Origin of the sequence: Streptomyces sp. NPDC046831 (assembly GCF_040645305.1) — a bacterium.
Taxonomy (GTDB): Bacteria; Actinomycetota; Actinomycetes; order Streptomycetales; family Streptomycetaceae; genus Streptomyces.
This window is the reverse complement of the sequence record NZ_JBEYXZ010000003.1, coordinates 82,857-97,975: the sequence shown is the minus strand read 5'-3', so window position 1 is coordinate 97,975 and position 15,119 is coordinate 82,857. Positions and strand designations below refer to the sequence as shown.

Annotated in this window: 10 protein-coding genes and 1 pseudogene; 5 read left to right on the top strand and 6 right to left on the bottom strand. The window is 76.6% G+C overall.

Annotated features, from left to right (window positions below):
• Window positions 1-3: 3 nt before the first annotated feature.
• From ABZ920_RS03925 to ABZ920_RS03905, 5 genes and pseudogenes are all read right to left on the bottom strand, one after another.
• Window positions 4-975 (bottom strand): BadF/BadG/BcrA/BcrD ATPase family protein, encoded by a 972-nt coding sequence (locus ABZ920_RS03925; protein ID WP_361498503.1) that lies wholly within the window; start codon window positions 973-975, stop codon window positions 4-6.
• On the bottom strand, window positions 966-2,231 hold the full coding sequence (locus tag ABZ920_RS03920; protein ID WP_361498501.1) for a 6-phospho-beta-glucosidase: 1,266 nt from the start codon (window positions 2,229-2,231) through the stop codon (window positions 966-968). Before ABZ920_RS03920 ends, ABZ920_RS03925 begins: the two co-directional genes overlap by 10 nt.
• 88 nt (window positions 2,232-2,319) lie before the next feature.
• A pseudogene (locus tag ABZ920_RS03915) lies at window positions 2,320-2,436 on the bottom strand (carbohydrate ABC transporter permease); the annotation flags it as partial.
• A 175-nt stretch (window positions 2,437-2,611) separates the two neighbouring features.
• A complete protein-coding gene (locus tag ABZ920_RS03910; RefSeq protein ID WP_361498499.1) occupies window positions 2,612-3,916 on the bottom strand; it encodes an ROK family transcriptional regulator in 1,305 nt (434 codons plus the stop codon).
• Between the two features lie 231 nt (window positions 3,917-4,147).
• Window positions 4,148-5,242, bottom strand: coding sequence for a mechanosensitive ion channel family protein (locus ABZ920_RS03905; RefSeq protein WP_361498497.1), 1,095 nt, complete (start codon window positions 5,240-5,242; stop codon window positions 4,148-4,150).
• A 324-nt stretch (window positions 5,243-5,566) separates the two neighbouring features.
• Here ABZ920_RS03905 and ABZ920_RS03900 point away from each other — a divergent pair, with 324 nt between their 5' ends.
• The gene (locus ABZ920_RS03900; RefSeq protein ID WP_361498495.1) at window positions 5,567-6,103 is read left to right on the top strand and encodes an HNH endonuclease; all 537 of its coding nucleotides are present in this window, start codon (window positions 5,567-5,569) and stop codon (window positions 6,101-6,103) included.
• 78 nt (window positions 6,104-6,181) lie between these two features.
• On the opposite strand, the gene ABZ920_RS03895 is transcribed toward ABZ920_RS03900, so the two are convergent.
• Window positions 6,182-9,388, bottom strand: a complete 3,207-nt coding sequence (locus ABZ920_RS03895; RefSeq protein WP_361498493.1) for a beta-N-acetylglucosaminidase domain-containing protein — start codon at window positions 9,386-9,388, stop codon at window positions 6,182-6,184.
• A 291-nt stretch (window positions 9,389-9,679) separates the two neighbouring features.
• On the opposite strand from ABZ920_RS03895, the gene ABZ920_RS03890 reads away from it, so the two are divergent.
• The 4 genes from ABZ920_RS03890 to ABZ920_RS03875 all read left to right on the top strand — a co-directional run bounded on the left by ABZ920_RS03890 (window position 9,680) and on the right by ABZ920_RS03875 (window position 14,912).
• Complete coding sequence (locus ABZ920_RS03890) at window positions 9,680-9,988, top strand: hypothetical protein (RefSeq protein ID WP_361498491.1); 309 nt, start codon at window positions 9,680-9,682, stop codon at window positions 9,986-9,988.
• Window positions 9,989-12,220, top strand: coding sequence for a 4-alpha-glucanotransferase (gene malQ / locus ABZ920_RS03885; RefSeq protein ID WP_361498489.1), 2,232 nt, complete (start codon window positions 9,989-9,991; stop codon window positions 12,218-12,220).
• 213 nt (window positions 12,221-12,433) lie between these two features.
• Window positions 12,434-12,703: a hypothetical protein gene (locus ABZ920_RS03880; protein ID WP_361498487.1), complete on the top strand. Its 270-nt coding sequence runs from the start codon at window positions 12,434-12,436 to the stop codon at window positions 12,701-12,703.
• 682 nt (window positions 12,704-13,385) lie between these two features.
• Window positions 13,386-14,912, top strand: coding sequence for an FAD-dependent monooxygenase (locus ABZ920_RS03875; protein WP_361498485.1), 1,527 nt, complete (start codon window positions 13,386-13,388; stop codon window positions 14,910-14,912).
• Window positions 14,913-15,119: the final 207 nt, after the last annotated feature.

Here is a 15,119-nt window from a genome sequence, read left to right as displayed (position 1 = left end):
CGGTCACCCCTCGAAGTGCGCCCGCACCCGTTCCCGCGCCGGCGCCCCCGCCCCCACCCCGTCCAGTCCCAGCAGCGCCGCACCCAGCACCGGACGCGCCGTCACCACCCGCGGCACCGCCTTCGGCGCCCGCTCCGACAGCAGGTCCGCGATGCGGTCGTTCAGCTGCGGGTGGCGTGCCGCCAGCACCCCGCCGCCCAGTACGACCGGCGTCTCCTCGTCCAGCAGGTCGAGCCGGGTCAGGGCGACCGCCGCCATCGCCACCACCTCCTCCGCCTGGCGTCCGACGATGCCCCGGGCCACCGCGTCGCCGCCCGCCGCCGTGGCGAACAGGACGGGCGCCAGCTCGTGGCGGCGGTGCCGGGCGATGCCCCCCAGGTGCAGCGCCTCGATGAGCGCGTACATCGAGTCCAGCCCGAAGTGCGCGGGCAGCGTGCGCGCCAGCGAGGTGGACGCCCCGCGGCCGTCCTCCGCCCGGGCCGCGTGCCACATCGCCTCCTCCGCCAGCCCCCAGCCGCCGCCCCAGTCGCCGGAGATGCGGCCCAGCGCGGGGAACCGGGCGGTGCGGCCGTCGGGACGCATGCCCACGCAGTTGACGCCGGCTCCGCAGACCACCGCGACGCCCCGCGGCTCGGACACCCCCGCCCGCAGGATGGCGAAGGTGTCGTTGCGGACGGCGACCGTCGTGCCCCACCCCCGCGCGTGCAGGGCCGCCGCCAGCCGCTCCTCCTCCACCGGCAGGTCCGCGTTGGCCAGGCAGGCCGAGACGTGGTCGACGCGGGTGACGCCGGACGCCGCCCAGGCGCGGGCGACCGTGTCCGCCAGCGCGTCCACCGCCGTGTCCGTCCCCACCACCGGTGGCCGGAACCCGGCGCCGCGGGCCGTGGCGAGGACGTCGCCGGCGGCCGAGACGACCGCCACGTCGGTCTTGCTGTTGCCGGCGTCGATGGCGAGGACGCTCGCCGTCACGCCCACGCGAGGTGCTCCCGGTTGTGCGCGATCAGCCGGTCGGTGAGCTGCTCGGCGACGGTGTACTGGCCGATGAGGGGGTGGGCCAGCAGGGCGCGGAAGACGCGGTCCCGGCCGCCCCGCAGCGCCGCGTCCAGGGCCAGCTCCTCGTACGCCGTCACGCTCGCCGTCAGGCCCGCGTGGAGCGGGTCCAGGGGGGCCACGGGCAGCGGCGCCGCTCCCTTCGGGCCGACCGCCGCCTGCACCTCGATCACCGCGTCGTCCGGCAGGAACGGGAGCGTGCCCCTGTTGCAGGTGTTCACGACCTGGTACGGGCTGCCCCCCGCGCCGAGCAGGGCCGCCGCCAGGTCCACCGCCGCCTCCGAGTAGTAGGCGCCGCCGCGCCGCGCGAGCAGGGCCGGCTTCTCGTCGAGCGCGGGGTCGCCGTACATCCGCAGCAACTGCCGCTCCATGGCGGCCACCTCCGCGGCCCGCGACGGCTTGGTGCGCAGTTCCCGGACGACCTCGTCGTGGGCGTAGTAGTAGCGCAGGTAGTAGGACGGCACCACGCCGAGCCGGTCCAGGAGCGCGCGGGGCAGCCGGAGGCGACCGGCGATCGTGTCGCCGTGCTCGGCCAGCAGCCCCGGCAGGACGTCCTCCCCCTCGGGTCCGCCCAGGCGCACCCCGGTCTCCCAGGTGAGGTGGTTCAGCCCCACGTGGTCCAGGTGGACGTCCTCAGGCGCGGTGCCGAGCAGTCCGGCGAACGTGCGCTGGAGGCCGATCGCCACGTTGCACAGGCCGACCGCCCGGTGACCTGCCCCGAGCAGGGCGCGGGTGACGATGCCGACCGGGTTGGTGAAGTCGACGATCCAGGCGTCGGGGTTCGCGCGGCGGACGCGTTCGGCGATGTCCAGGACCACCGGGACGGTGCGCAGCGCCTTGGCCAGGCCGCCCGCCCCGGTCGTCTCCTGGCCGACGCAGCCGCACTCCAGCGGCCAGGTCTCGTCCTGCTCGCGGGCGGCCTGGCCGCCGACGCGCAGCTGGAGCAGGACCGCGTCGGCGCCCTCGATGCCCGCCTCCAGGTCGGCGGTCGTCACGATCCGGCCGTGGTGGCCCTGGCGGGCGAGGATGCGGCGGGCCAGGCCGCCGACCGGCTCCAGGCGGTCGGCCGCCGGGTCGACGAGGACGAGTTCCTCGACGGGCAGGGTGTCGCGCAGGCGGGCGAAGCCGTCGACCAGTTCGGGGGTGTAGGTCGAGCCGCCGCCGACCACGGTGAGTTTCACGTGCGGGTTCCTCGCTCTCGGGTGCCGGGTCCGGCGGTCGCCGGCCGGTGGGCCGGGGGCCGTTCCCCGGGTGCAGCACAGCATCGGGTCAGCCCTTCACCCCGGTCAGCGTGACGCCCTCGACGAACGCCTTCTGGGCGAAGAAGAACACCAGGATCACGGGGGCCACGACCAGCACGGTCGCCGCCATGGTGAGGTGAGGGTCGTCTCCTTCGACGCGTCGTCGTCGGCGCCGGCGCCGGACTGGCCGGTGCAGGCGGTGGCGAGGAGCGCGAGGGCGGCGGAGGCGGCCAGGACGAGAGCCGCTCCACGGGACACTTCGGGCATGGCTGGGTCTCCCTGGGACGGGCGGGGCGGTGAGCGGGGGCGGGTGCGGCGGTTCAGCGCGAGGTGTCGAAGACCTCGTCGCGGGTGGCCGCGAGCGCGCTCTCCAGGGCGCCGCGCAGCACGGGGTGGTCGGTCACGTCGCCGACGACGAGACGCGGCCGGGACGCGGCCAGTTCCTCCAGTTCGCCCTGGACGAGGCCGCGCAGCACCTCGCCGCCGGCGGTGAGCGAGGTGCCGCTGAGGACCACGAGTTCGGGATCGAGGACGGACACGAGCGAGGCGAGACCGGTGGCGAGCCGGGTCGCGTACGTCCGCAGCAGCTCCCGGTAGGGGCCGCCGGCGTGGTCGGCGGCCCGCGCGACGAGTGCGGCGGCGACCTCGGCGTACGGGCCGGCCGGCAGGTCGCCGACGCCGAGTTCGCGGGCCAGCTCCGGCAGCGCCTGGGAGCCGGCCAGCTCCTGGTAGCCGCCGCTGTTCGCACGGGTCACCTTGCGGACCAGCGGGGCGCCCGGCACGGGGAGGAAGCCGACCTCGCCGGCGCCGCCGGTCCAGCCGCGGTGCAGCCGCCCGCCGAGGACGAGGGCGGCGCCGAGGCCCTCCTGGTTCCACAGCAGGACGAAGTCCCGGTGACCGCGGGCCGCGCCGAGGCCCTCCTGGTTCCACAGCAGGACGAAGTCCCGGTGACCGCGGGCCGCGCCGAGGCGCTGCTCGGCGACGGCGACGAGGTTGACGTCGTTCTCGTACTCCACCGGCATCGGCAGGGCGGCGGCGAGCTCGTCGAGCAGGGTGGGGGAGTGCCAGCCCGGCAGGTGGGAGGCGTAGCGCAGCCGGCCGGTGCCCGGGTCGAAGGCGCCGGGCGTGCCGATGACCAGCCGGTGCACGTCGTCCCGGGCCAGTCCCGCCGCCTTCACGGCGCCGTCGAGGGCGTCGGTGACCTGCCGGACGACGGGCGATGCGGCTGTCCGCGGCCCGCAGGCGGCCGCCGGCCCCGGGGAGGCGCGCCGGCCGGGGACGGGGAGTTCGTACTCGCCCACGGTGCGGCCGGTGACGTCGGCGACGGCGGCGCGGATGCGGGCGGGCGTGACGTCCAGTCCGGCGGCGTACGCGGCGGCCGGGTTGACCGAGTACAGCTGGGCGCCGGGCCCCGGCCGGCCCTCGCTGGTGCCGGTGGCCAGCACGAGGCCAGCCGCCTCCAGACGGGCGAGCAGCTGGGAGGCGGTCGGCTTGGACAGGCCGGTGAGCTTGCCGATCCGGGTCCGGGACAGCGGCCCGTGCTCCAGCAGCAGGTCGAGGGCGGCGCGGTCGTTCATGGCGCGCAGGACGCGCGGGGTGCCCGGCGTACCGGCGGTTCCTGCCATGCGGGTCGACACCTGCCTCTCGGCTGCCCGGCTTCCCGGTGTGGCCGCCCGGAGTCCATCGCGGAGGCGGCTCGGGGGTCACTGTTAGGAAGGTTTCCTGTCGGCGTGGCAGGAACCTAAGCCCGCGCCTGAGGGGGCGTCAAGACGTCACGCGAGGTGCGCCCGCAGGCGGACGAGGGGAGCGGCGCCCGGATCCGCCCGGACGCCGCTCCACGGCGGTGTTCGCGGCGACTACTTGGGCGTCGGGCGCTGCGGGACGAGCGGGGAGGCCGCCTCCGACTGCGGGGACGCCGTGTTCGCGTAGACCGAGGGAGCGGCGGCCGCCGCCGTCGGGTCGGTGGCCGGGCCGCCCTCGGCGGGGGCGGTCGCGCCGCCGACGATGCGGATGTCGGCGGCGTCGAACGCCCGCTTGATGCGCCAGCGCAGCTCGCGTTCGACGGTCAGGGACTTGCCGGGCATCGTCTTCGCGGAGACGCGCACCACCATCGAGTCCAGCAGGACGCTGTCCAGGCCGAGCACCTCGATCGGGCTCCACAGGAGCTCGTTCCAGGGCTCCTCCTTGCTCATTTTCTCGGCCACCTCGTCCAGCGTGGACTTCAGGTGGTCGAGGTCCTCGGACGCCTTCACGGTGACGTCGACGCCGGCCGTCGCCCAGCCCTGGGAGAGGTTGCCGATGCGCTTGACCTCGCCGTTGCGGACGTACCAGATCTCACCGTTGTCGCCGCGCAGCTTGGTCACCCGCAGCCCGACCTCGATCACCTCGCCGGCGGCGATGCCCGCGTCGATCGTGTCGCCGACGCCGTACTGGTCCTCCAGGATCATGAAGACGCCGGAGAGAAAGTCCGTGACCAGGTTGCGGGCGCCGAAACCGACGGCCACACCGGCGACACCGGCGGAGGCCAGCAGCGGGGACAGGTCGATCTGGAAGGTGGCCAGGACCATCAGCGCCGCGGTGCCGAGGATCAGGAAGCTCGCCACCGAGCGCAGCACCGACGCGATCGCCTGGGAGCGCTGGCGGCGCCGCTCCGCGTTGACCAGCAGGCCGCCGAGCGACGTGCCGGCGCCGCCCTGCGGGGCGCGGTTCATCCGGTCGATCAGCTGGGTGATCGCCCGCCGCACCATCACTCTCAGCACCGCCGCGATCACCAGGATCAGCAGGACCCTGAGACCGATCGCCAGCCACGTGGACCAGTTCTGCTCGACCCAGCTGGCCGCGTTCGTCGCGCTCTGCTGGGCGTCCCGGAGCGTGGGCACGGTCGGCGCCGTCCCCGAGGGGGACGGCGACGGCGACGGACCGGCGGCCAGGGGGACGGCGGGCAAGGACACGGCAGGAACCTCCAGATGCGTCCGCCCTCCGGCGCAGCGGTCGGTATCGGCTCGGTCACGGAAAGGTCACCGGACGGGCGGAACCACCACATTAACGGGGCCCGCCGTGCCGATCGGCGGGAACGTCCGCGGAAGGGCGGTGTCCGACCGTCTCTGATCAGGCCCGTGTGAACGACCGTCGTCGCGGGGGATGAATGAGGTGTGGTCGAAAACACTCCCAGCCCGTTACCAGGACATGGTGGCGCGTTCGCCGGGCCTGAGGGGAGACTGGCTGCAGATCGTCCCGGCGCGAGCCACGCGCCGCCGGCGTAGAAGGAGGCATCCGTGCCGCATGTCCTGGTCCTCAACGCGTCGTACGAGCCGCTCGGCGTCGTACCGCTCCGCCGCGCGCTCGTCCTCGTCCTCGAGAACAAGGCCGTCTGCCTCGAGGAGTCCGGCGCCTTCCTGCACAGCGCGACCGTCACAGTCCCCGCACCCAGCGTGGTCCGGCTCAAGCGATTCGTCCGGGTTCCCTATCGGGGACCCGTTCCACTGACCCGAAGGGCGCTGTTCGCGCGCGACGGGGGCCGGTGCATGTACTGCGGTGGCGTCGCAACCAGCGTCGACCACGTCGTCCCGCGCTCGCGCGGGGGCAAGCACGTCTGGGACAACGTGGTGGCTTCCTGCCGCCGCTGCAACCACGTCAAGGCGGACCGCCACCTCGTGGAGCTGGGCTGGCGGCTGCACCAGAAACCCGCTCCGCCCACCGGACTGGCCTGGCGCATCATCGGCACCGGCCATAGGGACCCGCGCTGGCTGCCCTACCTGCAGCCGTACGGCGCGGACGACGCCCTGGCCCGGATCGACGGCATCTCCGCCTGACGGTCCCGGGCCTTCGTCTTGCCCCGGCCGGGGGTCTCCCCGGCCGGGGCCCGTTCCTGCCCTTCCCCGCGCGTGCGGTCAGTCCGCGACCGCGTAGGCCTCCACCGACCACAGCGAGTAGCCGTACGCCGTGGCCCGCTTCTGGCCCTGCACCCGCACGTAGCGCACGTCCGGCTCGTCCATCCGCACGGTCTCGTGGCCGCCCCGGCCGTCGGTCACCGTGGCGGCCGTGCGCCAGCGGCGGCCGTCCGCGGAGACCTGGACGCGGTAGGCGGCGGGGTGGGCGTCCTGCCAGCGCAGGTCCACCCGGCCGAGCCGGACCGGCCGGGCCAGTTCCAGCTGCCACCAGGCGCCGTCGTCGACGGGCGAGGACCAGCGGGTGCCCGCGTCGCCGTCGTTCGCCGCGGACGCCGGGAAGTCGGGCGTCTCGTCGCCGGACGAGGTCGCGCGGCCGGTCCGGGCCAGGTCGGGCCCGCCGGTGCGGGGGAAGGCGCGGACCGTGAGCGTGCGGGTCACGCCCGCGAAGGAGACGCGGACCTCGTAGGACCGCGCCGGCGACCCCGGGGCCACGCTCACCTCGACCGGGACGTCCGTCGTCGTGCCGCGCGGCAGGGTCACCGGGGCGGCCGGCACGCGCACCCGGACCCCTTCGGGCGCCTCGGCGGTGATCCTGCCGCTCAGGTCGGCCGGACGCCGGGAGGTGAGCCGGGCCGTCAGCCGCTCGGTGCCGCCGATCTCCGCGTCCGTCGTGGCGATCCCCGCCCGGGCTCCGCCGGTGCCCGCGCCGGCGGGCGTCAACGCCAGCTCGGCGGCGGGGGAGTCCGCGAACCACGGCACCAGATGGCGCACACGGGAGGACGCGGGGCCGGTCACGCGGACGGCGTCGACCGGGTCGGCGGTCGTGAGACCGGTGCCGGGCGCGCCGGGGGACCCGGCGGACGGCCGGGCGGGAGCGGATCCGCCGGCGGCCGGTCCGGTCGCCGGGGGCGAGGGCGGGACGACCGGGCCGGGGGAGAACCACCCGGACGCGGGACCCGGCAGCAGACCGGGCGCGAGACGGAAGGAGGAGCCGGATGCCGGACCGAAGGAGGAGCCGGGTCCCGTGTAGAGGGAGCCACCGGGCGCCGGACGGGACGGGCCGGACACCGTGCCGGGGGACGCGCCGGGCGCGGGCGGCTGCCCGAGCGCGAGCTCCGTCGCCCCCGTCCCGCGCAGCGTCCCGACGGGACGCCAGCCCTGCCCGGGCACATGGGCCTCGACCGTGCCGCTCGTCCCGGGATCCGCCAGCACCGTCACCGCGGTGAGCGTCCGGGGCCGGCCGAAGCGGACCGTGTGCCCGTCCGCCGCGTCGTCCCGGTCCGCCGCCGGCTCGCGGTCCAGCCCCGCCCAGGCCGCGTACGCCGTCCGGGCCCGCTCCAGGAAGGGGTCCAGCACGCCCTGGCCGACGGTGACCCGGCCGCGCCTCAGCTCGGCCCGCAGCCCGTCCAGCGCCCGGTGCTGCGTCCAGGCGCGGTCGGTGTCGCCGGCGCGCTGGGCGCCGAGCATGTCGAGGGCCGCCGTGCCCGCCTCGCCGTACCGGGCCAGCCGGGCCGACCACGGGGCCACCTCGGCCGCCAGGCCGCCGCCGTCCGGGGCGAGGCGCCGGGGGGTCTCCCGCATCACCGTGAAGGCCGCGCGCAGCCGCTGCTCGGCGCTCTCGTACGCGGCCCGGTCCGCCGACGTGCGCGCCCGCCAGAACGCCTCCATCAGCGGACGCAGATATGCCGACTCGGTGCCGCCGAGGACCGAGGAGGCGTCGTTGCCGGCGAGCGCCGAGAGCGCCTCCGCGCGCCGCGCGTCACCCGCCGCGAGGTCGGCGATCGCGGCCCGCCAGGACTCCTGCGGCCGGTAGTCGCGCGGGTTCCAGGCGTAGTCGGCCGCCGTGAACAGCGGGATGCGGGAGGCCTCCGCCTGCTCCATGGCGTTGGCGAGCAGGGCGGCCGAGCCGCTCGCGACGGCCGGCTCGCGCCCGGTGTAGGGGCCGAGGAAGATGCGGTCCCCGGCGTAGTCGTTGACCGGGTAGTTGTCCATGGTGACCAGCGGATGCCCGAACGCGGCCCGGGCCTCGGCCAGTTCCCGCCCCGTGATGGTCCGCGGCACCACGCCCACACCGGTCCAGGCGACCTGCACGTCCTCGTCCAGCGCGGCCGACAGCGCCCGCCGGTACGGTGTCGTGCCGTCCTCGTAGTACTCGGTCGGCATCAGCGTCAGCGCCGCCGCCCCGGGGTGACGTCCCGCCAGGTGGCGGGCGACCGCGTTCGCCACGCGCGCCTGGGCCCGGGCCGCCGCCTCGGGTCCGGAGCCGAACCGCTCGGCGTCCGCGCGGCAGTGCCACTCGCTGTAGCTGACGTCCTGGAACTGGAGCTGGAACGCCCGGAAGCCCAGCGCCCACATCGCGTCCAGCTTGCGCGTCAGCGCCCGCAGGTCGCCGTCCGAGGAGAAGCACAGGGACTGGCCCGGGGCCACCGCCCAGGCGGGCGTGACGTGGTTGCGGCGGGCCCGCTCGGCCAGCTCCCGGAACGCCGCCCGCTGCCCGGCCGGGTAGGGCTCGCGCCAGCGCTCCTGCCGGTAGAGGTCGTCGCCGGGGGCGTACAGGTACCGGTTCTGCTTGGTGCGGCCCATGAAGTCCAGCTGCGCGAGCCGCTGTTCCTGCGTCCACGGGGTGCCGTAGAAGCCCTCCGTCGTGCCGCGTACGGCGGTGCCGGGCCAGTCCCGGACGGTGACGCCCGGGATCGTGCCGTCCTCGCGCACCAGTTGCCGCAGGGTCTGCACCGCGTGGAACAGGCCGTCCTCGCCGGCGCCGTCCAGGGTCACGCCGCCGGGGCCGGTGGTGAGGACGTACCCCCCGGAGGGCAGGGCGTGGCGCGGATCGCCGTGCGGCGCCTCCGTCCGGGCCCGCACCACCAGCGCGCCCGCCGGGACGGGGTCCGCCGGGCCCAGCTCCGTGACGGTGCGGGCCCCGGCCCGCCGCAGCAGCTCGCGCAGCGCGTCGAGGGCGTACGGGTCCGCCGTCGCGTCGGCGACCAGGGCCACCCGGTCCGGCACGGCGACCCCGGCGCCGGTCGTGCGCAGGGACTGCGGGCGGGGCCAGACCGCGACGTCGGCGGCGGCCGAGGGCTGCTCGGGGTGGGTGGCCGCCGCGTCGGGGGCCGGCGGCGCCGCCACCGCCGTGGGGGCGCCCCCCACGGCCGTGGCCACACAGGCGAACAGGAGCGCGGCCGCGCCCTTCCCACGCCGAAGCTGCATGCTCCCCCTCCTCGTCCTCGGCCTTCCCCGCGGCGGTTCCGAAGAGGTTCGAGCCCACCATCCGGGTGGTGAAGGTGTCAATCACAGTGGCCGTTGTGCCGTGAATGCCCCACCCTGGAAGGGCGGGCGGAGACGGCGCAGGCGTTCCGGCGGACGCCCGCCGCCGGCCGGAACGGGCGGCGAGGGGAGCGTGAACACGAGCCCCTGGTCCCTTTTCGTACGTCTGCCGTCCCGCGCAGTGGGTAGGGCTGCGGTCATCCGCTGGATGCCGTACTCGACAAGGAGGCCCCTGTGGCCGCACCGGCACACCTTCTCCTCTCGGCCCTGTCCAAACCCGTGGCGGACCTCTCCGCCGGCGAACCCGCGCCGCCCACCGGCCGCCACGCCGAGGCCCCCCTGTGCTGCCCCGCCGCGGAGGGCGGCCACGCCGACCTCCCGCTGACCAGCGAGCCGCCGCTGCCCGACGCCGAGCCGCTGACCAGCGAGCCGCCGCTCGCCGAGGCCGCGCACCTGACCAGCGAGTGCTTCTCCGCGTCCGCCGCCCCGGCCGGGGAGGAGACCCACGCGTCCGATCCGGGTTCCCGCGGCGCGGAGTCGTAGATGACGGAGGAACAGCCGGAGGAACCCCCCGCGGAGGAGCTGACCCGCCTCGCCGGACTGCACGGCGTCGCCACCTCCTACAGTCCCTCGCCGGGCCGCACGGTCCCGGCCTCCGCCGCGGCGGTCGTCGCCGCCCTCGCCGCCCTCGACGTCGACGCGAGCACTCCCGAAGCGACCGGGGCCGCGCTGACCGCCCGCGAACGGGAACTGGACGAACGCCTGCTGCCGCCCACGGTGGTGTGGTGGGGCGCCGCGGAAGAGGCCTCGGCGGAACCTGACGGGCCGGAAGCGCAGGCCGGGCCGGAAACGCCGGAGGTCCCGGTCGCGGAGGCCTCGGCGGCGCTGGCCGCCCGGCTGCCCGCGGGAACCCGCCTGGTCGTCGAGACCGAGCAGGGCGAGACCCGCCCGTCCCCCGACCGGCTCCCGCCCGGCGTCCACCGGCTCACCGCCACCGCGCCCGACGGCCGGAGCGGCTGGGCCCACCTGGTGGTCGCCCCGGCCCGGCTGCCCACATCCCCCGAACGCTCGTACGGCCTGCTCGTCCAGCTCTACTCCCTGCTGTCGCAGCGGTCCTGGGGCATGGGCGACCTCGGTGACCTCGGCGAGCTGACCGCCTGGGCCGGACGCGCGCTGGGCGCCGGGTTCGTCCAGGTCAACCCCCTGCACGCGGCCGTGCCCGGCGCGCCCACCGACCCGTCCCCCTACCGCCCCTCCTCCCGCCGTTTCCCCGATCCGGTGCACCTGCGCGTCGAGGACGTGCCGGAGTTCGCGTACGTCGAGGACCGCGAGCGGGTGCGGGCCCTGCTCGAACGGGCCGCGCGGCTGCGCGCCGCCGTCCTGGAGGAGGACGCGCTCATCGACCGGGACGCGGTGTGGGAGCTCAAGCGGGAGGCCCTGGAGCTGGTGCGGCAGGTGCCGCTCGGCCCGGGCCGCCGCGCCGCCTACGCCGACTTCCTCGCCGAGGAGGGCGAGGCCCTGGAGGACCACGCCACCTGGTACGCCCTGGCCGAGGTGCACGGCTCCGACTGGCACACCTGGCCCGCCGGCCTGCGCGACCCCCGCTCCCCGGAGACCGCCCGCGCCCGCGTCGAGCTGATGGACCGCGTCGACTTCCACTCCTGGCTCGCCTGGCTCACCGACGTCCAGCTCACCGCCGCCCAGCGCGGCGCCCGCGAGGCGGGCATGCCGGTCGGCGTGGTGCACGACCTCGCGGTCGGCGTGCACCCGGGCGGTGCCGACGCCTGGGCCCAGCAGGACCACTTCGCGGCCGGCATGTCGGTGGGCGCCCCGCCGGACGCCTTCAACGCGCGCGGCCAGGACTGGGGCCTGCCGCCCTGGCGTCCCGACCGTCTGGCCGAGTCCGGCTACGCGCCGTTCCGCCGCCTGCTGCGCGCGCTGTTCCGCTACGCCGGCGCCCTGCGCATCGACCACGTCATGGGGCTGTTCCGGCTCTGGTGGGTGCCGCAGGGCCGGCCGCCGACCGAGGGCACCTACGTCCGCTACGACGCCGAGGCCATGCTCGCCGTCCTGGTGCTGGAGGCGTCGCGGGCGGGGGCCGTGGTGATCGGCGAGGACCTGGGGACCGTCGAGCCCGGGGTGCGCGAGACACTCGACCGGCGCGGGGTGCTCGGCACGTCCGTCCTGTGGTTCGAGCGGGACTGGGAGGGCGACGGCCGCCCCCTGCCCCCCGAACGCTGGCGCGCCGACTGCCTGGCCACCGCCACCACCCACGACCTGCCGTCCACCGCGGCCCGCCTCACCGGCGAGCACGTCGAACTGCGCCACCGCCTCGGGCTGCTCACCCGGCCGCTGGAGGCGGAGCGCGCGGAGGCCGCCGCGGACACCGCCGAGTGGCTGTCGGTGCTGACGGAACTGGGCCTGCTCAAGGGCGCGGGCGGAGGCCGCTGCGTCTCCTCGGAGGAGGCCGAGATCCAGGCCGTCCACCGCTTCCTGCTGAGCACCCCGGCCCGCATGGTCGGCCTCTGGCTCCCGGACACGGTCGGCGACCGCCGCCCGCAGAACCTGCCCGGCACATGGGACCAGTACCCCAACTGGCGCCTGCCCGTCGCCGACGCGGAGGGCCGCCCGGTCACCCTGGAGCAGCTGGCCGCGTCACCGAGGCTGCACGCGCTGACGGACGTCCTGCGGGAAGGAGTGCACGGGCGGCCCGGCGGGGCGGAACCGGCTGACGGGACGGCGGGCGGACCGGGGGACGGGCCGGCCGACGGGTGATCGTCCGGGAGAGGCGGCTGACCCGGCCCGGCGGACCGGCGGAGCGCGGCGGATCGGCGACCCGGCGTGCTCCGGCGTGCCGGCCGCGTCGCGCCGGGTCACCGGGGCGCGCCTGCCGGCCCGCCGGCCGGGGCACGCCGGGCGCGCGGCCTGCGGCGCCTCCTGCGGCACCCCGAGCGCGCGGCCGGTTCGGGCGTTCGCTACTTTTGCACCGTGGACAAGAAGAACGCCCTGCGCGCCGGCGCCCTGGCCGCCGGTACGACGCTGATGATGCTGCTCATGTCGTCCCCCGCGCTCGCGCTGACCCGCGACGACGGCGACGACCCCGGTCCGGGCCTGAGCGTCATCCAGACGCTGGGTCTGTACGTCGCCCTCCCGGTCGTCCTGTTCGGGGTCATCGCGGGCCTGGTCATGGTGCTGGACAAGTCCCACACCAAGCGCGACGACACCACCAGCAACATCAGCGTCGAGGCCAAGGCCTGACGGAGTTCTTCCGCCGCGGGCGGGCCCCGGCCGGGCCGCCCGCCGCCCGCCGCACGCTGAGCCGACGCCGTCGAGGGCGCCGGTCCCGCCCGATACGGACGCGCACCGCCGTCCGCGGGCGGGGCCGGCGCTTCGTCGTGCCGTCGTCCGGGCGTGCAGACGGCCCTCCCGCGTGCGGCCGCGCCGCGTAGCCGAGTCGCCGAGTCGCGTGCGCCGAGCCCCGCGACCGCCTCGTCCCGGGGTTGCCCGCGCGCTTATCGGGGCGTGCTCCGGGTCAGGCACCGGCGTTTCGTCGTGTTGTCGTACCGCGTGCGGCCGCGCCGCGTCGTAGCCGAGCCGCGTACGCCGAGCCCCGCGACCGCCCCGTCCGGAAGTTGCCCGCGGCGCCCGGCGGGGCGTGCTCCGCGTCAGGCGTGTCGCCGTCTGTGGACGCGCTGCCGGGCCCGCGTCCGCGTCCCTCGTCCAGGACTCCCGCGAACCGCTGTCCCGAGGCCCGGCGCGGTGTGGTCCGCACGGCGCCGAGCCCGGCGGGCGCGCCTACGGGCCGGGGGCGGCCGGACACCGCTGCACCGCGGGCGCCGGCCACCCGACGGTCTCCTCGCGCGGCGGCGCGAACCGCGGCACATGGCGTTACGTTGCCACCATGCGTCGACCGACGCCCGTTGGCCATCGGGAGGTTCCCATGTCCGGCACCCCTGGCGACACCGCTCCGCGCGCTCCCGCCACAAGCGCCTCCACCGACCCGCGCCCCGCCACTCCGGCCGCCGCCGCCCCGGTCCCCGGCCGTGTCGTCGTCGTCGGTGCCGGACCCACGGGTCTGCTGCTCGCCGGCGACCTCGCCACCGCCGGCGTCCCCGTCACCCTGCTGGAGAGGCGGCCCCGCGGGATCAGCAATCTGTCGCGCGCGTTCGTCCTGCACGCCCGCGCGCTGGAGCAGCTCGACGCCCGCGGTCTGGCCGACGGCCTCGAAGCGGCCGGGACCGCGCTGGACCGGCTCCGGCTCTTCGCCGGGCTCGCCCTCTCCCTGCGCGACCTGCCCTCCCGGTTCCGCCACGTCCTCGTGCTCCCGCAGTACGAGGTGGAGAAGGCCCTGGAGCGGCGGGCGGCCGAGGCCGGCGCGGACCTCCGGTACGAGACCGAGGTGGCCGGGCTCGCCCAGGACGCGGACGGCGTCACCGTCGAGGCTCGCGGGCCCGGCGGGCGGCGGGAGGCGCTGCGGGCCGTGTACGCGGTCGGCACCGACGGACTGCACAGCACCGTCCGGAAGGCCGTCGGACTGCCCTTCCCGGGCCGTTCGGTGATCCGTTCCCTCCTCCTCGCGGACGTCCGGCTCGCCGAGGAGCCGGAGGAGGTGCTCACCGCCAACGCCGTCGGCGACGTCTTCGCCCTGATCGCACCCTTCGGCGACGGCTACTACCGCGTCATGGGCTGGCACCGAGGCCGCGACCTGCCCGACGGCGCGTCCCTCGACCTCGACGAGCTCAGGGAGATCACCCGGCAGGCCCTCGGCCGTGACTACGGCATGCACGACCCCCGCTGGATGTCCCGCTTCCACAGCGACGAGCGGCAGGCGCCCGCCTACCGGGTCGGCCGGGTGTTCCTCGCGGGCGACGCCGCGCACATCCACAGCCCGGCCGGCGGCCAGGGGATGAACACCGGGCTGCAGGACGCGGCCAACCTCGGGTGGAAGCTCGCCCAGGTCCTCGGCGGCCACGCGCCCGAGGCGCTCCTCGGCACCTACGAGAGCGAACGCCACCCCGTGGGCAGGTCGGTGCTGCGCAGCAGCGGCGGCCTCGTCCGGCTCGCCATGGCGAAGCGTCCCTGGACCCGCGCCCTGCGCGCCGCCGTCGCCGCCTCGCTGAATGCGGTGCCACCGGTCCGCCGCAGGGCGGTCGGCCAGGTCACCGGCATCGGCTACCGGTATGCCGCGCCGCGCGGATCGCACCGCCTGGTCGGCACGCGCGTCCCGGACGTCGCCCTCGCGGGCGGGGGCCGGCTGTACGAGGCCCTGCGCGGCGGGCGGTTCGTGCTCATCACCCCGGAGGCGTACGAGGTGCGGCGGGACCGCGCCGCCCGGCTGACCGGGGTGCGCTGGGCGAGCGGCCGCCGCACGGCCGTCCTGGTCCGCCCCGACGGGTACGTGGCCTGGGCGGCGGACTCGGCGGGCCCCGCCGCGCTCGAGGCCGCGGTCGCCGCCCACGTCGGCTGAGACGCCCCGAGGAGGCCGTCGGCGGGAGCGCGGCCGGAACACGCCGGTGGGCCGCCCCGGCCGCCACCGCCCGGCCGCGTCACCCGGCAGGGCGGGACCAGGGCGCCTGCGTCACGCGGTGCCGGCCCGCCTTCCAGGGTGCCCGACGGCGTGCGGGCCGCGCCGTTCTCGCGCCGCCATCGCCCGGCCGCGCCACCCGGCAGGGCG

Bases quoted from the DNA above. Each gene is read 5' to 3' on its own strand.
- ABZ920_RS03910 (WP_361498499.1), bottom strand. From the start codon at position 3,916: ATGGCAGGAACCGCCGGTACGCCGGGCACCCCGCGCGTCCTGCGCGCC.
- ABZ920_RS03895 (WP_361498493.1), bottom strand. From the start codon at position 9,388: ATGCAGCTTCGGCGTGGGAAGGGCGCGGCCGCGCTCCTGTTCGCCTGT.
- malQ (WP_361498489.1), top strand. From the start codon at position 9,989: ATGACGGAGGAACAGCCGGAGGAACCCCCCGCGGAGGAGCTGACCCGC.
- ABZ920_RS03875 (WP_361498485.1), top strand. From the start codon at position 13,386: ATGTCCGGCACCCCTGGCGACACCGCTCCGCGCGCTCCCGCCACAAGC.